Here is a 22,138-nt window from a genome sequence, read left to right as displayed (position 1 = left end):
ACAAGCGGCAGGTGAGCTCTCACTAGAGTCCTCCTCTATCTACACATACTGAATCTTTCGCCCCTCAATCGCGGGCGATACTCGCGCCGTTCTCGAAACCAACAGTCCACTGCCCCTTCGCTTCACATCAGGCAAATAATGACAAAGGCCACTTCACAACAAGCCAAAGGCAACTTTCTGGGCGTCGGTGCAATCCTGCTCTGGAGCACCATGACTTCCCTGATGCGACTGCTTAGCGAGACATATGGCCCCACTGCGGGCGCGGCGCTGATGTATACAATAGCAACTATTGTTCTATCGCTGTTGCTTGGCTGGCCGTCGATGAAGCGCTTTCCACTGCGATACCTGATTGTCGTGGGGTCGCTGTTCGTAATCTACGAGATCGCACTGTTCTTCGCTTTAGGGTTAGCTCAAAACCGCTCGCAAGCCATTGAGGTCTCCATCCTCAACAACATGTGGCCATGCCTGACCGTCGCCTTGGCGGCGCTGATGGGATTACAACGGGCAAGCCTTTTGTTGGTTCCCGGGATGGCGATTTCCTTGTTGGGCGTAGGCTGGATTCTCAGTGGCGGTCAGGGGCTAACCATCGACAGCATATTGTTTAATGCAAATCAGAATCCGCTCAGTTACGGTCTCGGATTATCGTGTGCATTTCTATGGACTTTCTACTGCTGCCTATCGAAGAAGATGGTGCACTCGGAAGACGGAACGGTACCGTTTTTTGCGTTCGCTAGCATCGTCCTATGGATCATATACGCGGTTAATGGCGAGCCATTGCCCAAACCTGGGCTCGCAAGTGTGGGTTTACTGATCGCCACCGCAGTGGTCATCGCTCTCGGTTACGCCGCTTGGAACAGAGCACTGCGAACCGGCAATCTGATGATGCTAGCAGCCATCTCGTACACCTCCCCAGTTCTATCCGCTTTTCTGAGCTCCTTGCTTCTCAGCACCACCCTGCAGTTCAGCTTCTGGCAAGGTGCGGTGATGGTGACAATGGGCTCGCTGATCTGCTGGTGGGCCTCGCGAAGAGGCTGAAGGTTGCGGCTACATGCCGGCGGCACCGCGAACATGAGCCAACAGCGCCTGGAGTGGATGCAGCACCGTTTTTCCATCCATGCGTTTCACCTGGCTCCGGCAGGAGTAGCCGTCTGCGAGCAAACTGCCGTCAGCCCGATGCTTGTCGATCAGTGGGCCCCACGACTGCGCATAAATTTTCCGGGATGACTCAGCGTTCCTGGTCTCGTGCCCATAAGTACCGGACATGCCGCAACATCCCGTAGTCAGCACTGAGAGCTTCAGTCCAAATCGCTCAAACACTCTTTGCCACTGAGTGATGCTCGCCGGGGCATTCGTTTTCTCGGTGCAATGAGCCAACAAGTTGTAGGCAGCCATTGGTGGCACATCAATTTCCGTATCAGGCAAGATTTCGCATAACCACTCCTGGATGAGATGCACTTGAGGCGCGCCCTCCCCCAGCACTTTTGAATACTCCTGCCGGTAGACGAGTGTCATCGCAGGATCGAGTCCCACCAATGGAATACCATAAGCAGCCAATGCTCCCAAAGTCCCACCGTTGCGCCGAGCCGCCCTCTCGAAAGCACCAAGAAAGCCTTGCACTTGCAGAGGCTTGCCATTTGGAGCGTACGGTGCGAGGTACACTTGGTAACCGAGGCGGGAAACCAGTTCAATCCAATCTATGGCCACCGTGGTCTCGAAGTAACGGGTGAACGCATCCTGCACGAAAATCACGCTGCCCTCGCGCTCAGCTTGCGACAAACATCCAAGTTTTTGCGTGGTAGCCAACTGCACATTCCAACGCTTGCAGGCAGTCTTGAAATTGAGCGAACTGATTCGAGGACTATCAACCATCCCAGCAACTCGCTCCAGCAGCACCCTCACTGGCGGTAAACCCATCAAGCCGTTGTAGAGACGCGGGAATCGCGCAAGCACAGGAATGCTAAACTCAAGAGAGCCAATCAGATAGTCTTTCAAAGGCCGTCCATATCGGCAGTGGTAAAGCTCCAGAAAACGTGACCGAAATTCAGGAACATTTACTTTTACCGGGCATTGGCCGGCGCAGGACTTACAAGCCAGGCAACCTGCCATGGCATCGTAAACTTCGTGAGAAAAATCAGGCTCTCCCAAAGACCTGGCAATCGAATTACGCAGCCGAGCTAGAGGTGCGAACAAGCTCGATCTCTGTCGAATGGCGGCGCTCTGAGCCAACACATCGACCCCTGCCTGCCCTTGCTGACGGAGCCATTCGCGAATCAGCGAAGCGCGTCCTTTTGGCGACTGGGTTCGATCGCGAGTCGCCTTCCAAGACGGACACATGGCATCGTTTGGATCGAAGTTGTAACAAGCTCCGTTTCCGTTGCACTGAACGGCGGTGTCGTAACTCTCCCACACACGTTCGTCAATAACCCGATCCAGGTCTCCCCGCAGCGGGACTTCATCTACTCCAGTTAACTTCGCATTGATCATGCCCGCCGGCGTTGAGATCTTGCCAGGGTTCAATTGGTTATGCGGGTCGAAGGCAGCCTTCAGCGCCTGCAACTCAGGATAGAGCTCCCCAAAAAAGGCCGGTGCATATTCCGAACGCAGCCCCTTCCCATGCTCTCCCCATAACAAGCCACCGTATTTATGGGTTAGCGCTGCTACAGCATCGGAGATAGGACGAATCAACGATGCCTGTACAGGATCTTTCATATCGAGGAGTGGACGCACATGAAGCACACCCGCATCAACATGCCCAAACATGCCGTACTGCAACCCATAGCCGTCGAGCAACTCACGAAATTCGACGATAAAATCTGCAAGGTTCTCGGGTGGTACCGCAGTGTCTTCAACAAAGGGCTGGGGTCTTGCCTGCCCTTCAACATTGCCCAACAAACCAACTGCCCGCTTGCGCATCATATAGACACGCTTAACCGCCGCCTCGCCAATGGCCAGCGTGTGCCCTAAACGACGTACGGAGGTATCCCTGTACAAATGCTCCACGAAGTCATGTACGCGCGATTCCAGTTCCGGCCAGTCATCGCCACTGAATTCGATCAGATTGATACCCAAAGTTGGCGCTTCATGATCTTCAGGGAAATACTCAGCGACACCGTGCCAGACAATGTCACGCATCGCCAAAAGCAGCACCTTGGAGTCGACGGTCTCAATGGACAGTGGCTTGAGTGCCATCAGCGCATTGGCATCGCGCAAGGCATCCATGAAGCTTGCGTATCGCACATTGACCAAGACCGTATGTTTCGGAATCGGAAGCACATTCAGCTTGGCTTCGACAACAAAACCGAGGGTACCTTCAGACCCGCACAGTACGCTGTTGAGGTTGAATCGACCGTCAGCTTCACGTAGATGCGCCAAGTCATAGCCAGTCAGACAGCGGTTGAGTTTGGGGAATTTATGGGCAATCAGATCGGCGTTGCGGTCGACAATATCGCGGGCGCAACGCAGCACTTTAGCGCTGCGGCCAGCGCCAGTAATCCCGAGCTCCAGTGCTTGCTCCTCAATGGCGGAGCTGTTCAACAGCTCACCACCCAACAGCACAGTTTTCAGCTCAAGCACATGATCACGAGTCTTCCCATAAGTGCAGCTACCCTGCCCACTCGCGTCGGTATTGATCATCCCGCCGATGGTTGCCCGATTGGAGGTCGAGAGCTCTGGCGCGAAGAACAGTCCGTAAGGTTTCAGCGCTGCGTTGAGCTGATCCTTGACCACTCCCCCTTGAACCCGAACCCAGCGCTCTTCAGGATTGATTTCCAGGATGTGCGTCAGATGGCGTGAGAGATCAACGACAATACCTTCGGTCAGCGATTGGCCGTTGGTTCCTGTTCCTCCTCCGCGAGGCGTCAACACTACCTCTTGGAATTCTTCTTGTGCAATCAGCGTGGCTAGACATGAAACATCCGCAGCGTCCCTTGGAAAAACTGCGGCCTGTGGCATCCGCTGATAAATGGAATTATCGGTGGCGAGCACCGTCCTGGTCGCCTGATCCAGAGTGATTTCTCCGTCAAAACCGACAGCGCGCAACTGAGTGAGAAATGATCGGTACGCCTTGGCGAGCTGAGGTTCGGCGTGAAGACGGGCAATCATTCGATCACTCCTGGAAGTATCTATGAAACACGATGAATAGAGCCTGCAAGAGCTGTAACACATTGGCTAAAGCAGGATTGTAGAGATGATTTTATGGGCTCGACCTCACCCTGGGACGAGGTCGATACGAAGCCAGCTCATCTACGATGATGACGCTGGCTATTACCTTCGCATCTCGTTCAGCGGTGCGCCGAAGCCTGAATCTCAATCAAATAATCAGGGGTGGCAAGCTGCGCACCGACGCAGGCGCGAGCAGGCTGCAGCTTGGCTCCCACCCATGCGTCATATACTTCGTTCATGGCGTCAAAGTGCTTCATGTCTGCGAGCCAGATCTGCACCCGCATTAGCTCTTCACGACCGACACCGGCCTTGCCTAAAAGCTCTTCGAGCTGGGTAAGCACATCACGAGTTTGGCCTGCGATGTCCTGCGTGACATCGTTGGCCACAAGGCCAGATGTCTCAATCCAGTCGCCAGCGATTACCAGCTTGCTGGCTCGATGCGATGCGTCAATTCGAGAAACCACGGCGTGCATCCTCAGAAAATGACATAGGTCTTTCGGAAGGTTTCGCGGATGTCCCAAACACCTTCGCAGTTAGCTGGGAAAAACACCGCATCCCCTGTACGAAGCTCGACCGGCTCCCCACCATCTGGAGTGAAGATGCACCAGCCTGCTACGACGTGACTGAATTCGCGATTCATGATGTGGCGGCGAAACACACCTGGAGTGCACTCCCAGATACCTACGGAGGATGAAGACTCTTCCAGTGTGACATCCTGGCCAAGCTGCGAATGAGCAACCACATCTCCAATTGGCAGTTTTGCAGGCGTGGGCTCGCCCATCGGAGAGCGCTCTGCGTTTGTGATTACTGTAGGTTTAACGGACATTGGTTTTTTTCCTGTTCATGGGCGCCTTCATGTTTCAGGCACAGTTTTACAGTTGATTACTGAAAGGGGGCTGCACTCTTAACTTTCCAGGCGTGCGCGACGTTGCCCCCAATGCAAATTGGCGTTCACGCCTAGGGATAGGAATGGCTCTGGCGGATTTCGGTTCGGCCCAGCGCTAGCGAGCAAGAAGTCGATTAATTCATGGTGCTTACCGGCCAACCAGTCGGCCAATAGAGTGCCGGCCCCAGTTCCACGAGTGATGCCCAAACCATTACACCCCAGCGACCCGTAGACGTTAGGAGCCAGCTGACCGAAATGTCCAGAATGATTGCGGGTCATGCACATAGCACCGCCCCAGGTGTAGTCGAAATTTACACCCGGCAGCATGGGAAAGCGGTTCTGGAAAGAACGGCGCTGGTTAGCCTCAGCGCGAGCAAGAAGATGGGCGTTTATCTTTCCGCTGGGGTTGAAGGTGAAGCTGTTGCGAACCAGCAAACGCTGATCTGGAGTACGCCGCAGGGTGCTGCCAAACGGGTCGGCGGGAATAACGCCCCAGACTCGTTTTCCCCCCAGTCGAGCTTGCTCATCTGCGCTCAACGGCCGAGTCATGCTGGCATAGGTGAAAACGGGCAGCAGGCGTCCTTTGAGAAAGCCAAACTGTGTTGCGAAAGCGTTATTGCTGAGTATCAGTTTATCGACAGTAACTGTCCCTTTCGCATGGGTCAGCACAATCGGATTGGAATAGTCGACAGCAGTGACAGCGCAATTCTCAAACAAAGAGACGTTGGCCGGTAGGCTCTCGGCCAAACCTTTAACCAGGCTGGCGGGCTGGATCAACATTGTCCCAGGAGTGAACAATGCGCGTCGGTAAAATGAGGTTCCTAAATGCGAAGGAAGCTCCTCAGACTCAATGATTTCGTAAGGTTGGTCGAGCTTGTCCAGGCCGCTCTTATAAGCCTCCAAAACTCGCAGACCTTTCATTTCTACCGCTGCCTGATATTTGCCGGCGAGCTCTATCTGGCAATCGAAACCATGCTTTGCAATCAGAGAAGTAATGATGTTCTGGGCGAAGAGATTCAGTTTCAAATTCATCTTGGCAGTCACAGGGTCACCGATGTAATCCGCTGCACCGATGTCATGCGGCAGATCGATAGCGAACCCTGAGTTGCGACCCGAAGCGCCAAAACCGACTTCCTGAGCCTCTAACAACACGATTTCGTCGTCAGGAAAGTTCAACGCAAGCTGGCGCGCGACCGCAAGTCCGGTCAGCCCGGCACCTACGACCCCCCATCGGGCGCGGACATGACCTTGGCGAGCAACACGGGGCGTTCGCGGAGGACTGAGATGGAACCAGCCACAGCCATTATCGTCAGCAGGGGTTTCTTTTATTTTCATAATTTTCGGCTCTCACAACTGTGCACCGATTCTGGGTTGTACTCCTCTCCTGCGCCTATAACGATACGGACGATTGCCAGCAAGTTTCTCCCTCAACGCCAAAATTGATCCTTCGAGCATCCATTTCCCTGATCCACAGATGAACTCCCAGGCTCAAGCCCATCGAAGCAACTAACCCATAACCTCCTATGACTTGTCCCCCCTGTTATATGGCCAGGCAAGGCACGAATGAGATAGTTAGATGATCGAGAGCCACACCCATCACGCTCCGTTCATGGAGTGATTGGTTTTCCACCCACCTTTTCGCCATTGAATAAAAAGGCGGCATTGAAAGGAGGTACTCATGCAGAAACTTGGAATACTTGGTGTCGGCGACCTAACAGATAAGATCGTTCGCGGTTTACGCCGTAGTGGACACAACGAGAGCATTTTTTTGTCACCGCGCAATGACGAGCGTTCAGCCCAACTAGCCTCCGATTGCGGCTGCCAAGTGATGCCCAGTAACCAGGCGGTCGTGGATAGTGCAGACCTGTTGATCATCGGAGTGCGACCAGATGCTTTACCAGGCCTGGCAGCCGAGCTGGTCATCCCGGCAGGGAAAAAGGTCATTTCAATTGCAGCCGGCGTGAGCCTTGACGCATTGAAACGCCATTTCCCCAATGCTCAATGTGTTCGAGCAATGCTCTCCTGCGCAGCGCAGTTCAACCAATCAACTGTTGTTATCTGCCCACCAGATACCACTTGCGAACAGTTACTCCTCCCCCTCGGGAAGATTGTGGATCTCGAAGATGAAGCTGATTTCGAGCTCGCTACGGTTGCCGCCTGCATGAACGGCTGGTTCTATTTTTTCCTTCATGACCTGCAACAGTGGCTGGTGGAAAAAGGGCTGCCTTCGGACAAAGCTCGCAGCCTCGTGCTGGATAACATGCAGGATTGCATCGCTTCAGCTCGACACCATTCGACTATTGATCTCAAAACACTGGGGCAAGCGATAGCGACGCCAGGCACGTATACAGCAGATGGGCTCGATATGCTTTACCACCTGCAAGCCAATGCCCACTGGGGGGCCGCTTGTGAAATTGTGCTGGGAGCATTGCAGGCCAGCTCAACTCCACCAAGCCATTTTTGATAACCGACGCTCTACACCCATCGTCCAGATGAGAGATCCATCTGGGCAAAGGGTGCGCGTCACCAAACCGTTTGAGGTAGTAAGCAAGATGACCAAGGCCGCCGATCTAGTAGTGCAATGCCTGGAAAACGAAGGTGTCGAGTATGTGTTCGGCATCCCCGGCGAGGAAAACCTCGATCTACTGGAGTCCCTGCGTAAGTCGCATATCAAGCTCGTGCTGACCCGCCACGAACAATCAGCTGGCTTCATGGCCGCGACTTATGGCCGTCTCACTGGTAAAACCGGGGTTAGCCTATCTACCCTTGGCCCGGGCGCTACCAATCTGGTTACTGCAGGCGCCTACGCCTACCTAGGCGGGATGCCGATGCTGATGATTACCGGCCAGAAACCCATCAAAAAATCCAAACAAGGCAAGTTCCAGATTTTGGATGTGGTAGGCATGATGCAGCCGCTAACCAAATACACCCACCAACTGGCTTCGGCGGACAACATCCCGTCCCGTGTGCGCGAGGCCTTCCGTTTGGCAGAGGAAGAAAAACCTGGCGCGGTACACCTTGAATTGCCGGAAGACATCGCCGCCGAGCAAACCGACAGTCTGCCGATCCCGCCGAGCCTGCACCGTCGCCCACTGGCTGAACACAAGGCTATCCAGGCCGCAGTCGATAAACTGAAGACCGCCCGTAGCCCAATCCTGGTCATCGGCGCCGGTGCCAACCGCAAGATGACCGCCAAGGTACTCAAGCAGTTGATCGACAAAACCAATATTCCGTTCGTGACCACCCAGATGGGTAAAGGTGTGGTCGATGAGCGTCATCCACGTTTCCTTGGCAACGCTGCACTGTCATCTGGGGACTTCGTGCACCGAGCCGTCGAAGCCGCAGATCTGATCGTGAACATTGGCCACGACGTCATCGAAAAGCCTCCCTTTTTCATGGTTCGCGGAGGCACCCAAGTCATCCACATTAACTTCCGCTCGGCCGAAGTCGATTCCGTGTATTTCCCGCAGATCGAAGTAATCGGTGACATCGCCAACGCTGTCTGGCAGATAGGCGAGGCGCTTAACGATGTCTCGCACTGGGACTTCTCACGCCTGATGACTATCCGCGAAGCGAACGAGGCACAGGTTGCCGAAGGCAGCGACGATGCGCGTTTCCCGGTATACCCACAACGCCTGGTTGCAGATGTGCGTAAAGCGATGCCATCCAACGGGATCGTCGCGCTGGACAACGGAATCTACAAAATCTGGTTCGCGCGGAACTACAAAGCCCATATGCCTAACACCGTGCTGTTGGACAACGCCCTGGCCACAATGGGTGCTGGTTTGCCTTCTGCGATGGCAGCTCACCTGGTCTATCCAGACCGTCCAGTCCTTTCGGTATGCGGAGACGGTGGCTTCATGATGAACAGCCAGGAGCTGGAAACCGCTGTGCGCCTGAAGATGAACCTGACCATCGTTATCTTGCGTGATGACGGCTACGGAATGATTCGTTGGAAGCAAGCGAACATGGGGTTCACTGACTTCGGCCTGAATTACGGCAACCCTGACTTCGTTCAGTACGCACAAGCTTACGGTGCTTACGGCCATCGGGTTGAAAGCACAGAGGGCTTTTTGCCGCTCCTGGAAAGATGCTTGAGCACGCCTGGCGTACACCTGATCGACTGTCCGGTGGACTACTCCGAGAACGACCAAATCCTGAACACCGAGCTCAGAACCCGCAGCTCGAAAGTTTAACAAATAAGCATCGCAACCCTGCACCGCACCCTCGTGCAGCTTTCGCACTCATCCTGAAATGAACAGGAGCTCCCATGCAACTTAAAGACAATTCGCTGTTCCGCCAACAAGCCTACATCGACGGAGTTTGGCTCGACGCCGACAGCGGCCAAACCCTCAAGGTCAACAACCCGGCCACCAATGAAATCATCGGTACCGTGCCAAAAATGGGCGCGACCGAAACCAGGCGCGCCATTGAGGCCGCTGATAAGGCACTGCCGGCCTGGCGTGCCTTAACAGCAAAAGAGCGCGCAGGTAAGTTGCGCCGCTGGTTTGAATTGATGATTGAAAACCAGGACGACCTGGCACGTTTGATGACTATTGAACAGGGCAAGCCCCTGACGGAATCGAAAGGCGAAATTGTCTACGCTGCCGCGTTTTTCGAATGGTTTGCGGAAGAAGCTAAGCGCGTTTATGGCGACGTTATCCCAGGCCATCAGCCTGACAAACGACTGCTCGTTATAAAGCAGCCTATTGGGGTCACTGCTGCGATTACCCCTTGGAATTTTCCATGCGCAATGATTACTCGCAAGGCCGGGCCAGCCTTGGCTGCCGGTTGCACGATGGTGCTCAAACCAGCCTCCCAGACCCCCTACTCCGCCTTGGCGCTCGCTGAGTTAGCAGAACGTGCCGGCATTCCAAAGGGTGTATTCAGCGTCGTCACTGGCAGTGCTGGAGACGTCGGCGGTGAGCTGACCAGTAATCCGATCGTACGCAAACTCAGCTTTACTGGCTCTACTGATATCGGTCGCCAATTGATGGCTGAATGTGCCAAGGACATCAAAAAAGTGTCCCTGGAGCTAGGCGGGAACGCACCGTTCATCGTCTTTGATGATGCCGACCTGGACGCAGCCGTAGAAGGCGCACTCATCTCCAAGTATCGCAACAATGGTCAGACCTGTGTTTGTGCAAATCGTCTGTATGTTCAGGACGGTGTGTACGACGCTTTTGTCGCGAAGCTCAAGACGGCAGTTGCTAGGCTGAATATCGGCAACGGGTTGGAAGAGGGTATTACGACCGGCCCACTGATTGACTCTAAAGCAGTCGCCAAGGTCGAAGAGCATATTGCGGATGCGGTTAGCAAGGGTGCCAGAGTAATTGCCGGGGGCAAACCGCACGCCTTGGGTGGCACCTTCTTCGAGCCGACCATTCTGATTGATGTCCCTCGAAATGCGCTGGTCTCCAAAGACGAAACTTTCGGCCCCCTAGCACCTGTATTCCGTTTTAAGGATGAAGCAGAAGTCATCGAACTCTCCAATGACACCGAGTTCGGCCTTGCTTCTTACTTCTACGCGCGAGATATGAGTCGCGTCTTCCGTGTGGCCGAAGCGTTGGAATACGGCATGGTAGGGGTCAACACCGGCCTGATTTCCAATGAGCTTGCGCCTTTTGGAGGCGTCAAAGCTTCTGGACTGGGCCGTGAAGGCTCAAAGTACGGTATCGAAGATTATCTAGAAATCAAATACATCTGCCTGGCCATCCAGTAAGGCGCTACAGCCCGTCAACATAATGGATTTCGTTGATGGCGGTAGCACCGCCATCAGCATTTCTTACGTTTAAAATCAGCACTGCTTCTCCCCAATTGGCGCGCAGTTATCCCCTGTTCAAAAACCAGTCTCTTCCCCAGCGAGTCGTTCACAACCCAGTCCCTCCGGCACCTCTAAATCAACGATTTTAAAACACTTCTCAGTCGAGCTGGGCGCACTTTTTGCCTGAGGAAGAATCTCCCAAAAGTAGTCAGGCCTGTTATATGGCTCCCAAATGAACGGTGAGATAGTGCCGTCCAAGGAGCAAGTATTACGTTTCTGTTTATCGCCCGTAATTGGATAAAGCGATGGCCGTTGATTGGTGTGATGGGCAAAAGTCTCCCAGACTCTTTGCCCGACCAATCGCGTAATTATCTCTATAGGTGAATCACCCCCTAATGCAACACCGATGACACCTTATAACAATTCTAAAAACTCAGCAGATTGGCGCTAGTAAGTCTTGTCCGCATTGGCCGACAAACATACTCAGTGCTGATGGAGGCACGATGACCAACAGTCAAAAAATCTCACTAGAAGACGCTCCACTAAACGCCTTTCACAAAAAACTGGCGGTTTACTCTTCTGGTGCGCCATTCCTTGACGGCTACATCCTGAGCATTATCGGTGTCGTCATGGTACAGCTCAGCCAAGCGCTGCAGTTGACCACTCTGCAAGAAGGCATGGTAGCGGCAGCTTCGTTAGTAGGGATGTTCTTCGGTGGCTTCGTCGGTGGTCTCTTTACTGACCGTTTAGGTCGAAAGACGATGTACGTACTCGTACTCGTAGTCCTTGGTCTGTTCTCTCTCTGTCAATTCTGGGTCGCCTCGGCCTGGTCGCTAATTGCGCTGCGCCTGATGCTTGGTATTGCAATAGGTGCCGACCATCCGCTTGCGACATCGCTTCTCGCAGAGTTCCTACCAAAAAAGCAGCGGGGGTCGATCCTGGCGTCACTGGTAATGATGTGGTTCGTGGGTGCCGCAGTGGCGTACATTGCCGGAGAGCTCATCCTTCGTACAGCAGGCCCTGAAGCGTGGCGTTGGGCTCTGGCAAGTGCCGCAGCTCCTGCATTACTATTTTTGATCATGCGTGCTGGAACTCCTGAATCTGCACGTTGGCTTTTGAACAAAGGCCGAGTTCAGGAAGCTGATCAAGTGATTAAAAAAGTCTATGGCAATCAGTGGTCTGTTCACAACTTGCCCGAGAAAACGCCGGAGCAAAACGTGTCGGTGTGGTCACTGTTCCATTCCAATTACGGAAGACGCATCTTCTTCGTGAGCATTTTCTGGACTTGCTCGATCATCCCCCAGTTCGCGATCTACGCCTTTGCTCCTAAGATTCTGAACACAATGGGACTGACCGGCGAACTGGCAGCTTGGGGCGCAGTCGCAATCACGGTGATGTTCGTCTTAGGCTGTCTGTTGGGCGTTAAACTGATCGACCCTCTGGGGCGTCGCAACATGCTTATGCATAGCTTTCTTTGGTCTGGCCTCGCACTACTGCTGCTGGGGCTTTACCCGGAGAGTGGGACTATGCTGACTCTGGCTCTCTTTGGTAGTTACGCCCTGTTTATTGGGGGCGCTCAAGTGTTGCAATATGTTTACCCTAACGAGCTTTTCCCTACTTCGATTCGCGGTACCGCTGTCGGGTTGGCAACTTCTCTATCGCGTGTAGGCGCAGCCATCGGCACATACTTTGTTCCGTTATCTCTGGACAGCATTGGGATTGGAAACACAATGCTCGTGGCATTCGGTATATCCATGGTGGGGCTGTTTTTTACTTGGCTAATGGCTCCAGAAACGCGCTCTCTGGATCTGCATCAGGCCAGTTCGGTTCGCTGCTGAAACTATCCACTGGTGGGAAGCTCGCGCTCCGCGAGCCCTCCCCCTTCGTGAGCTAGCATCTTCAACGGCCAACCCCGTATTCGACAGGTAGAGAAAATGGCATTCAAAAGAACAATTCACGCGGTAGACACTCACGCCGGCACCCCTATGCGTGTCATCACCGGCGGCGTCCCGAACATCCCAGGCAATAGCGTCTATGAGAAGATGAAATGGCTTGAGGAAAATGATGATCAGCTGCGTAAGTTGATGCTGCGAGAGCCGCGTGGCTATCCGGCACATTGCTGCAACATAATCGTGCCACCGAATCACCCGGAAGCCGATGCTGGCTACATCATCATGGAGCAAATCGAATACCCAGTGATGTCGGGAGGCAACACCATTTCTGTGGTAACCGTTCTTCTCGAAATGGGCATGCTGCCTATGAAAGAACCGGTCACCGAACTGACGCTTGAAGCTCCTGCCGGATTGATTCGGATTAAAGCGGAGTGCAAGGATGGCAAGGTAAAAGGTGTAACTTTCAAGAACGTGCCTGCCTTTGCCGTTCACCTCGATGCCATTATCGACGTTCCGTACCTAGGGAAGGTCAAAGTAGACGTGGGCTGGGGCGGGATGTTCTATGTCATCGCTGATGTTCGTCAGTTCAAAGATCTGCAACTGATCCCTCAGCACGGCGCTGAAATCGCACGTATCTCCTCCATGATTCGCCAAGCTGCCATTGAACAGTTGCCTGTGGCACACCCGGACTATCCTGGCGTAGGCATCACTATTTCGCAGTTGTCTGGCCCGTCCGATGACCCTAATGCCGATTGGAAAAACGTAGTGACCATGGCCTCTGGAGATTTCTCTTGGGACGATAAAGCAACTTGGACTGGAGCCCTGGATCGCTGCCCATGCGGCACTGGTACGTGCGCCAAAATGGCAACGCTTCACGCCAAAGGTGAGTTGCCACTAAATCAGGACTTTCGTCACCAAAGCATTATTGGGAATATCTACACGGGCCGCCTTATCGAAGAAGCTCGCATAGGCGACCACAAGGCTGTAGTGCCTACCATCACCGGCAAGAGTTGGATTTATGGCCTGAACACGCTTGTTCTTGACCACGACGATCCATTCACCGAAGGCTTCACGGTGGGCGATATTTGGGCCTAAACCGAATGGCGTAAGCAGCGAGCCGCGCCGTTGTGAAAGAAAACGGACGTCGAGATCCGTCACTGGCTGCAGTACGTTGGTTTGCGGGCGGAGCAGACCCTATTACAAGCCCACGCGGACTGCCGATGACGCGCTCGAGTGTGGCTGAGCGGATTGCCTTGACTGTCACTGGGGCGATAAATACGTGTCCCCAGTTGCAGCAACGCAAGGTATCACCACACACGCCGCGTCATTCGGCAGCCATACACCTTCTGACGGCCGGGTGGATATCACCGTCATCGCTCTATGGTTGGGCCACGAAAGCCAAGTCACCACTCACGGTTATATCGAAGCCGATCTAGCCATGAAGGAGCGTGCGCTTGCCACCATCGACCCACCCGAAATCAAGCGCGCGCTAACGTCCGACTGACACCCTGCTGAAGTTTCTGGAATGTCTCTGAAATGCAAAATCGGCAGTGGTGGGCAACCAGGCGCGCTGCCACCATCGCCGCATACCCGTCATAACTTCCGACTGCGGATAATTGCGATTATGCCAAGCTTGGCATAATCGCAAGAACTGGCTCTTCACGGGATCGCTACGCAGTGGAAAAACGCGCGGCCGCGATCATGAGTTTGATCAGTCTGCGCGGCTGAATGGGTAGGATCCGTATGCATACTTGAAGGATGTACTCACGCGCCTGCCGACGCAGCGGGCGAGTGAAATCGATCAGTTGCTGCCGCATAGTTGGCGCCAGTCTAATCAGGCAAGGCTTGATGCCTGGACGCATACGAAGGGAAGGTATAATGCATAACATCCCAGTCATACCCATGCTAGCTGCGAAATGCTATAGCAGATATCGGTTTTACTTATCAGGCAACATGAGCAGAACTTTAGCGCAGTTCCGCATGAGAGCTGATCCACAACACCGTTGCGTCTTCTGCTGTGCCAGAAACACATGCATGCCCCATGGTGCTGTCGAAATAGCAGGAGTCTCCTGCCCCCAAATGCAGGGGAGCATAACCATCGGTATGCAATATTACTTCTCCGGTCAGGACATAGATCAGCTCTTCGCCATCATGACTCAGTAGTTGTGGAAACTCAGCACGGTCATGGGCTCGGATAGTCGTCACCAACGGAATAAAGCGTTTGTCCGTCATGTCGGGATGCAAAATTTCATAGTTGTACTGGTCTGTGCGGTGCGCAATACCTTGTCCGCGACGCGTCACACTTCTTCTCCCCGACATTGAGGCTTTTGCAGCCGGGCTGAAAAGCTCGCCCACCTCAATATTAAGTCCTGATGCCAACGCAGCAATTTTTTCGTACGTCGGCGAGAGTTGGCCATTTTCGATCTTTGAAAGCGCAGATGCGGAGATGCCACAGCGCTGGCTCAACTGCTGCAGGGTCAGGTCAGCGTTGCGCCGCAGCATGCGCAGTTTGCCAGCAAGCACACTGCTGGAAAGCTCGGGGGCAACGAACGTCAACGTATTTTCGGAGTTTTCTGAGGTCATGGCAGGCGTTCCGCGCAACAACCGTTCGAGCAGAAGCCCTAGACGAACAGGTTACTTTGCGCTATAAATTTCCTATACGAAATATAAATGTAGGATAAGCACATTATCCCCGGCAATGAGTGGAGCATAGCATGCGAGTTCTAACTAACCACCAAACGGCAGCTCACCTGCCTTTCGACGGTTTGATCGAGGCTCTGGAAGGGTTCTTCAGAGAGGGTTGCGAGGTGCCGCTGCGGCACAATCATGCCATTGCTGGCGACAACGCCTCACAGGACGGCATCCTGCTCCTGATGCCTGCATGGCAACCAGGCAAGCGCTTGGGGGTGAAGACGGTCTCGATTTTCCCTGACAACCACACACGTGGCCTACCAGGGCTGCACTCAGTGTTCATTCTGTATGACGCCACCACGGGCGCCCCCCTTGCAATCCTCGACGGTGATGTCATCACCTCCCGGCGTACCGCAGCTGCTTCGGCGCTCGCGGCGAAGTGGTTGAGCCGGCCGGACGCCAGCACATTGCTGGTAGTTGGTGCCGGACGCGTTGGGAGCCTGTTACCAGAAGCTTATCGCAGTGTGCGCCCGATTGAGCGAGTACTGGTCTGGGATCGTAACGCCGAAGCAGCCACCACAATGGCCACCCACCTGCGCGGGCAAGGCGTTGATGCCCTGGCAGTGGATTGCCTCGAAGATGCAGCCCGCACAGCTGACATCATCACCTGTGCGACGCTTGCCACTGCCCCGCTCATCCTGGGCCAATGGCTCAAACCCGGCACCCATCTGGACTTGATTGGCGGCTTCACTCCAGCCATGCGCGAAAGCGATGATGAATGCCTGCGCAAAAGCACAGTATTTATCGATACAACCGAAGCGTTGCTCAAAGCCGGCGACATCCTCACCCCGATTGCCAACGGTGCGTTCAGTGAGCAGCAAGTGGCAGCGACCCTGGAGCAATTATGCCGTGGGCAGCACGCCGGCCGCACCGATGCCGAAGAGATTACCGTATTCAAAGCGGTGGGCACTGCCTTGGAAGATCTGGCTGCGGCGTCATTGGCATTCGACGCGTTCGAAGCAACCGTCGCATAAGGGGTCAACACCTCGACAATCAGCAGCAGGTTACCTGTGCGCTGAGGTGGCCAAAATGGCTATACCCGCTTGTTATCTGGGGACTCGAAAATGGAATCATCCAATCATTACGCTGTTGTGGGCGCCGGCATCATTGGCCTGTGCACCGCCCTGGAACTGCTTCGGCGCGGCAGCCAGGTAACGTTGCTTGAGCAAAACGCTCCCGGCATGGGAGCTACGTACGGTAACGCCGGGTTTATCGCCACCGAGCTGATCGAACCTTTGGCCAACGCAGAAAACATTCGCAATGCGTGGTCATTGCTCAAAGACCCCCATGGCGCCTTGTCTGTACCTGCAAAAAACTGGCAACAAAGCCTGCCGTGGATGATCCGCTTCGCGTTATCCGCTCGTCATAACTCGGTGGTAAAAGGCCGGGAGGCATTGGCGAAACTACTGAAACCCGCGGTGCCCGCGTGGCAAGATTTATTGGGACGCGAGGGGCTGACCGAACACCTAGTGCAAACCCATTACCTGCGCATATGGGAAAAGGCCGAAGGGGCTGAAGCCGCTCGTGCAGAGCAGGACTTTTACTCCGCCTGGGGGATTGCCGCCCAGTTTGCGGACAGCGAACAGGTAGTAGCGCTGGAACCGGCTCTGCGCGGTCGCGTTAATCATGCCGTTCTGCTGCCCCACGCACATCGGGTCAGTGACCCCTATCGCTTGAGTCAAGCCCTGCTGGAGCGCTTCATCGCCCATGGGGGCGTATTACTGCAGGAGCAGGTATTAGCGCTGCGCCCGGTCGCAAACCATGTGGAAGTGCTGACTAACGGCGGGCCGCGCACGTTCAACAAAGCCATTGTTTGTACCGGTGCACATAGCGCGAAGTTGCTGCAAAAGCTGGGTATAAGCGTGCCGCTCATGGCCGAGCGCGGTTATCACCTCAACTTGCCGAGTGTACAAGGGCTGATCAACGGCCCTATCTGCTCGGCCGAGCGCAACGTATTTATCTCCCCATTGGAAACAGGCCTGCGGATAGTCGGTTTCAGCGAATTGGGTGGTTTGAAACTCCCTGCCAACCCGGCTCGCTATCAGACCCTTCGCCATCATCTGGGCTCGCTCTTGCCCCAGACGCAGTCCCACCTGGCGCAAGCGGGAGAATGGATGGGGATGCGGCCTACGTTGCCTGATTCGTTGCCGGTCATCGACACCCATCCCAATTACCCAAACATCGGTTTCGCCTTTGGCCACCAACACGCCGGACTGACGTTGGCCGCGATCACCGGCAAGCTCATCAGCGACCACATGAGCGGTGCGAAGGTCGGACTCGACCTCAACGCTTACCGCGTTACCCGATTCTAGTTCTGCCCCAGAACCGGATATTCCGAAGCGACACTATTAATAACAATAGGCACTTTGTATGACCCAGCACATCAGCATCAGGAAATTCCTCTCCCTTTCGTTCTTTCTGTTTTCGATGTTTCTGGGGGCGGGAAACATCATCTTTGCCCCTCCTCTGGGCCAGGCCGCTGGGACTAACACCTGGGTCGCGATGTCAGGGTTTCTGATCACTGGGGTAGGCTTGGTGCTTCTGGCAATCACTGCGCTGTCAATCGCCGGCGGTACTATTGACACGCTGGCAGGTCGGGTAGGCCCCCGTTTCGCCAAGGTCTTTTCGCTACTGCTGTTCATGACCCTCGGCCCTATCTACGTGGTGCCTAGGACTGCGGCAGTGGTATATGAAATTTCCATCACTCCCTTCGTCGCGCAAGACTGGGCTTTGATGGCATTCTCAGTGTTGTTTGTCGGTCTCTCTGTTTACCTCGCGCTGGAGCCGAAAAAACTCGTTGATCGCCTGGGTAATGTGTTGACCCCCACGTTTATCATTCTGCTGCTGATCATCGTGCTCAAGTCGTTGGTTACGCCGATAGCCGACTTCGCAGAGCCTTCAGGTGATTACATAAACCACGCATTTAGCCGCGGTTTTACCCAGGGTTACTACACCATGGATGTATTGGCGGCATTTGTCTTCGGCAAAATTTTCCTAGACGCTGCCAAGCTCTACGGCGTTGCACCGCAGCAGTTGTCCAAGCTGTTCGTGCGGGCAGGCATCTTCGCGGTGACTGGTTTGGCGGTAGTGCAGTTGTCTTTGGCAGGCATGGGTGCGAGCAGTTTTGCGGTGCTGGGTCTGTCCACCAACGGTGGTCAGGCGCTGACGCAGATTGTTGACCTGCTACTCGGCAACACCGGCGTCATGATGCTGGCGGGGATTATCTTCCTGACAGGCTTGACCACTGCGGTCGCTTGCCTTGCTGCGGTGTCTGAATACTTCAGTCGGATTTTTCCGGTACTCAGTTATAAATCCTGGAACCTGGTATTGGGTCTGCTTAGCCTAGTGATCACCAATTTCGGGCTGGTCTCGATCCTTCATCTGGCCTCGCCTATTCTGCTGTTGCTTTATCCTATCGCGATCACTCTAGTCGCATTGGTATTTCTGAACCGTTTCTTTAAAGGGCATCAAGCCGTGTACGTCGGCGCGGTAACGGGTGCCGGGGTCATGGGGTTAATTGATGCATTCAATGCATTCGGCATGATTCCGTCCGGCATGACGGCCATTTTGAACGAGGTAGTCCCACTGTATACCAGTGGTTTAGGTTGGATCGTTGCGGCGACGCTGTTCGGCCTGATGGGGCTCGCGACGATCCCGCTGGCCCGTGGTCGCGTCTTTCACAATGCGCCCGTTGCGTAAGGTGTTCCACGCAAGCGTCGACCCATCGGGTTGACGCTTTGATCAGCCTTCATTTGTCAGAAATGGCAAGCCGGCCCATAGGCTTTGCGGGACACAAACCTTTCCATCGAAAAGCAGCCGTGCCGTGCGGATCATCCCGCGATCGCCCTTATCGACCGGGCTCGGAAGGTGTGTTCGCCGGCCCCTTACGATTCTCGTCCGTGCCCCCTCTTCCTCGCTAACTAAAAAGAGCCCTCGAACAGACTGTGTGAAAACACACTGACAGGCCCTAGACCAAACGCCCCGACTTGTTCGGGGCGTTTGTTTTTTGCGCTGTAAAAGGCCTTTCAACCCATCAGTTGCATCATTTTTCGGGCACCCAGAACGGCAACAGCCCGCTTGAGGTTGTAGGCAGTCACAGCCAAGGCCATTTCAGCTCTCGCCCCGTCAAGTTGTCGCAGCAAGAACCGCCCGTTTCCAAACAGCCATTGTTTGAGGTTCCCAAACGGGTGCTCCACGATGGATCTGCGCCGTTCCATCATCTCCGGATGCAGTTGCATCCGCTGCGCCATACGCTCAAAGGCTTCCTCTTACCAGTGGTGTTGCTTGGATTGATGCTAAGGGAGCCTGGGCGCGGATACCTCGATCAACTTCACACGAAATCGGCACAGGCAAGCCTGATGGGCACCATCCGCTACATCCGCTCACATGAGGCCCTTTCGCATATCATGAAGGGGGCCACTCTATATTCGTTCTGGGGATGGGGGATCGTGTGGTGGCTACCGGCCTATCTCTCCAGAGCATACGGGCTGTCCACTGGCGCTGCTGGACAAGTCATGGGGCCCATACATGCCATCGGCGGCACCTCGCTCATGTTCGTGACAATTGCCCTCATGGCATGGCTGCGAACCAGGTCTGCAAGTTGGCAGGCGTTATATGTTGGTGGCGTCGCGGTGCTTGCCACCATTCCTTGCGTACTGCTGTTTACCTTTTCCACAGATGGGAACTACCTCATTTTCCTCTGGATGTTCGTCCCGTCCATTTACGTGTATCTCGGCCCGACTACCGCACTCATTCAGAATTATCTTCCGCCTGAAATGAGAGCTAAGGGCTCAGCGATCTATATGTTCAATTCGAACATCTCATGTCTGGCAGCAGCCCCTTTGATCATCGGAGCGGGATCAGACATGTTGCAGACACTCGGCGCGGACTCCCTTCAATCGCTGCGCATTATGTTGGCAGGCATCGCATTCTTTGGTCTTTGGTCAGCCTTCCATTATTGGTCGGCTGCACAGATCATCCGGGCACGCGACACGAGCAACACCTAAAGCACTCGAATTGCACTGCCCAACAGAATGAGAGATCTGTTCATTGTTCCGGAAGTGATGAAAGCGTTCACCATCGCCTTTACCGTGTCGGCGATTCGCACGCAAACTTGAAGGAGGCCTCACGCGCCCGTCAATACTACGAGCGAGTGAGAATATTGAATCGCAGAAGGTAGCTGAGATTCAAATGCCACCGTGCCAATGGCTGTCTCAGTCACGCAAGGTGAATTAGACAAACGCTTCTTCATCGAAAACGCCGAGAGCCAGCGTTGAGTTGATTTAGGCAATTAGCGATAGTTGTAAGCACTCTCATTGTGTTCGGCCAAGTCCAGCCCAATCTCTTCGACATGCTCGTCCGCGCGCAATCCAATCAGCGCCTTGACCACTTTCAGAATGATCCAGCTGACCGCAAAGCAATAAACCACAGTGAACAATACGCCTTTGATCTGCGCGACCACTTGGTCACCCATGGTCACGCCTTCGACTAGACCGCCAAGCGACGGTACGCAAAATACGCCGGTTAATACAGCGCCGATCATCCCGCCAATGCCGTGCAGGCCAAACACATCGAGGCTGTCGTCATAGCCAAAGCTTTTTTTCAGCACCGTGACACTTAGGTAACAGAACACGCCACACAACAGGCCGATTGCCAAAGCACCGCCGACACCGACATACGCACACGCTGGCGTAATGCCGACTAGGCCGGCCAAGGCTCCGCTGGCCAGGCCCAGCGCACTCGGTTTTCCGACCCTGAACCACTCAGTGAACATCCAACCGAGAATACCGGCACAGGCGCCCAGTTGAGTGTTGAGCATGACGATGCCCGACAGAGCGTTTAACCCGCCACCAGAGCCGATATTAAAGCCGAACCAACCGACCCAAAGCATTGCCGCACCGACCATGGTCAGGCTGAGATTATGCGCAGGCATTGGCGCGTTTTCGTATCCTTTGCGCTTGCCCAGAATCAAACATGCTGCCAACGCTGCGACGCCAGCGTTGATGTGCACGGCTGTCCCGCCAGCGAAATCCAGCACCCCCCAGTTATGCATCAAGGCACCCGCCCCGCCCCAAACCATGTGCGCCACCGGCGCGTAGACCAGGGTAAACCAGATCGCCATGAACAGCAGCGCAGCGGAGAACTTCATGCGCTCAGCAAAGGCACCAGCAATCAGCGCAGGAGTGATGATCGCGAAGGTCATCTGGAAAGTCACGAACACGCCCTCGGGAATGTCGCCCACCAGGCTTTCTGGCGTCATGCCTGACAGAAACGCACGACTCAAGCCACCGACGAAGCTATTGAAGCTGACCTCGCCCTCAACCATGTTGGTGGTGTCGACCACCATGCTGTAGCCATAAATCACCCATAACACGCCGACCAGTCCGGCGATACCGAAGCACTGAGTGAACAGTGACAACATATTCTTGGCCCGCACCAGACCGCCGTAAAACAGCGCAAGGCCCGGGAGACACATGAACAGCACCAACACTGCTGCCGTGACCATCCACGCGGTACTACCGGTATTAAGTGTTGGTGCATCGGCAGCCTGGGCCAGAGGAATGAGGGCGCCGAGCGCCAGTAATGCAAGAAGAGATTTGCCGATTAGACGGTTTACCATTTTCGAAGCTCCTGCAATGAATGGAAAAGTGTCTGGCAGAAAGCGAGGTAGAAGTGACGGGCCTTGATGGCCTCTTCGAGGAAGTAATTAGAAGTCGAAGCATTTGTAAAAGCGCACTCGTCAGC

Annotated in this window: 16 protein-coding genes and 2 pseudogenes; 11 read left to right on the top strand and 7 right to left on the bottom strand. The window is 54.6% G+C overall.

Annotated elements, in window-relative coordinates:
- The first annotated feature begins 138 nt into the window (after positions 1 to 138).
- On the top strand, positions 139 to 1,035 hold the full coding sequence (gene yddG / locus ACYZUA_RS16940; RefSeq protein ID WP_461959776.1) for an aromatic amino acid DMT transporter YddG: 897 nt from the start codon (positions 139 to 141) through the stop codon (positions 1,033 to 1,035).
- Between the two features lie 9 nt (positions 1,036 to 1,044).
- Here the strand turns inward: yddG and ydiJ are convergent, their stop codons facing one another.
- From ydiJ to ACYZUA_RS16920, 4 genes are all read right to left on the bottom strand, one after another.
- Positions 1,045 to 4,101 (bottom strand): D-2-hydroxyglutarate dehydrogenase YdiJ, encoded by a 3,057-nt coding sequence (gene ydiJ / locus ACYZUA_RS16935; RefSeq protein WP_461959775.1) that lies wholly within the window; start codon positions 4,099 to 4,101, stop codon positions 1,045 to 1,047.
- Between the two features lie 179 nt (positions 4,102 to 4,280).
- Entirely contained in the window at positions 4,281 to 4,634 is a 354-nt protein-coding gene (locus ACYZUA_RS16930; RefSeq protein ID WP_461959774.1) for a RidA family protein, read from the bottom strand.
- 2 nt (positions 4,635 to 4,636) lie between these two features.
- Positions 4,637 to 4,987 carry a cupin domain-containing protein gene (locus ACYZUA_RS16925; RefSeq protein ID WP_461959773.1) on the bottom strand — a complete coding sequence of 117 codons (351 nt, stop codon included), beginning with the start codon at positions 4,985 to 4,987 and terminating at the stop codon, positions 4,637 to 4,639.
- 78 nt (positions 4,988 to 5,065) lie between these two features.
- Positions 5,066 to 6,385, bottom strand: coding sequence for an NAD(P)/FAD-dependent oxidoreductase (locus ACYZUA_RS16920; protein WP_461964022.1), 1,320 nt, complete (start codon positions 6,383 to 6,385; stop codon positions 5,066 to 5,068).
- Between the two features lie 340 nt (positions 6,386 to 6,725).
- Between ACYZUA_RS16920 and ACYZUA_RS16915 the strand changes: the two genes are divergently transcribed.
- The 6 genes and pseudogenes from ACYZUA_RS16915 to ACYZUA_RS16890 all read left to right on the top strand — a co-directional run.
- Positions 6,726 to 7,511: a pyrroline-5-carboxylate reductase family protein gene (locus ACYZUA_RS16915; protein WP_461959772.1), complete on the top strand. Its 786-nt coding sequence runs from the start codon at positions 6,726 to 6,728 to the stop codon at positions 7,509 to 7,511.
- Between the two features lie 88 nt (positions 7,512 to 7,599).
- Entirely contained in the window at positions 7,600 to 9,243 is a 1,644-nt protein-coding gene (locus ACYZUA_RS16910; protein WP_461959771.1) for an acetolactate synthase large subunit, read from the top strand.
- 74 nt (positions 9,244 to 9,317) lie between these two features.
- Positions 9,318 to 10,769: an NADP-dependent succinate-semialdehyde dehydrogenase gene (gabD, locus tag ACYZUA_RS16905; RefSeq protein ID WP_461959770.1), complete on the top strand. Its 1,452-nt coding sequence runs from the start codon at positions 9,318 to 9,320 to the stop codon at positions 10,767 to 10,769.
- 545 nt (positions 10,770 to 11,314) lie between these two features.
- Positions 11,315 to 12,649, top strand: a complete 1,335-nt coding sequence (locus ACYZUA_RS16900) for an MFS transporter (protein WP_461959769.1) — start codon at positions 11,315 to 11,317, stop codon at positions 12,647 to 12,649.
- A 96-nt stretch (positions 12,650 to 12,745) separates the two neighbouring features.
- Positions 12,746 to 13,798, top strand: coding sequence for a proline racemase family protein (locus ACYZUA_RS16895; RefSeq protein ID WP_461959768.1), 1,053 nt, complete (start codon positions 12,746 to 12,748; stop codon positions 13,796 to 13,798).
- Positions 13,799 to 14,346: 548 nt separating this feature from the next.
- Positions 14,347 to 14,589 (top strand): annotated as a pseudogene (locus tag ACYZUA_RS16890) (transposase domain-containing protein); the annotation flags it as partial.
- A 79-nt stretch (positions 14,590 to 14,668) separates the two neighbouring features.
- Here the strand turns inward: ACYZUA_RS16890 and ACYZUA_RS16885 are convergent.
- Entirely contained in the window at positions 14,669 to 15,286 is a 618-nt protein-coding gene (locus tag ACYZUA_RS16885; RefSeq protein ID WP_461959767.1) for a helix-turn-helix domain-containing protein, read from the bottom strand.
- Between the two features lie 131 nt (positions 15,287 to 15,417).
- Between ACYZUA_RS16885 and lhpI the strand changes: the two genes are divergently transcribed.
- The 3 genes from lhpI (at position 15,418) to brnQ (ending at position 19,093) form a co-directional block, all read left to right on the top strand.
- Entirely contained in the window at positions 15,418 to 16,368 is a 951-nt protein-coding gene (lhpI, locus tag ACYZUA_RS16880) for a bifunctional Delta(1)-pyrroline-2-carboxylate/Delta(1)-piperideine-2-carboxylate reductase (protein ID WP_461959766.1), read from the top strand.
- A 90-nt stretch (positions 16,369 to 16,458) separates the two neighbouring features.
- The gene (locus ACYZUA_RS16875; protein ID WP_461959765.1) at positions 16,459 to 17,706 is read left to right on the top strand and encodes an NAD(P)/FAD-dependent oxidoreductase; all 1,248 of its coding nucleotides are present in this window, start codon (positions 16,459 to 16,461) and stop codon (positions 17,704 to 17,706) included.
- A gap of 58 nt (positions 17,707 to 17,764) precedes the next feature.
- A complete protein-coding gene (brnQ, locus tag ACYZUA_RS16870; protein ID WP_461959764.1) occupies positions 17,765 to 19,093 on the top strand; it encodes a branched-chain amino acid transport system II carrier protein in 1,329 nt (442 codons plus the stop codon).
- 326 nt (positions 19,094 to 19,419) lie between these two features.
- Here brnQ and ACYZUA_RS16865 read toward each other — a convergent pair.
- Positions 19,420 to 19,662, bottom strand: a pseudogene (locus ACYZUA_RS16865) (transposase); the annotation flags it as partial.
- Here ACYZUA_RS16865 and ACYZUA_RS16860 point away from each other — a divergent pair.
- Positions 19,621 to 20,400, top strand: a complete 780-nt coding sequence (locus tag ACYZUA_RS16860) for an MFS transporter (protein ID WP_461964020.1) — start codon at positions 19,621 to 19,623, stop codon at positions 20,398 to 20,400. The pseudogene ACYZUA_RS16865 and the gene ACYZUA_RS16860 sit on opposite strands and share 42 nt — an antisense overlap.
- 284 nt (positions 20,401 to 20,684) lie before the next feature.
- Here the strand turns inward: ACYZUA_RS16860 and ACYZUA_RS16855 are convergent, their stop codons facing one another.
- Positions 20,685 to 22,013 (bottom strand): ammonium transporter, encoded by a 1,329-nt coding sequence (locus ACYZUA_RS16855; RefSeq protein WP_461959763.1) that lies wholly within the window; start codon positions 22,011 to 22,013, stop codon positions 20,685 to 20,687.
- Positions 22,014 to 22,138 lie beyond the last annotated feature (125 nt).

This window comes from Pseudomonas sp. LS2P72 (assembly GCF_054897865.1).
This window is presented reverse-complemented; position numbering and strand designations above follow the sequence as displayed.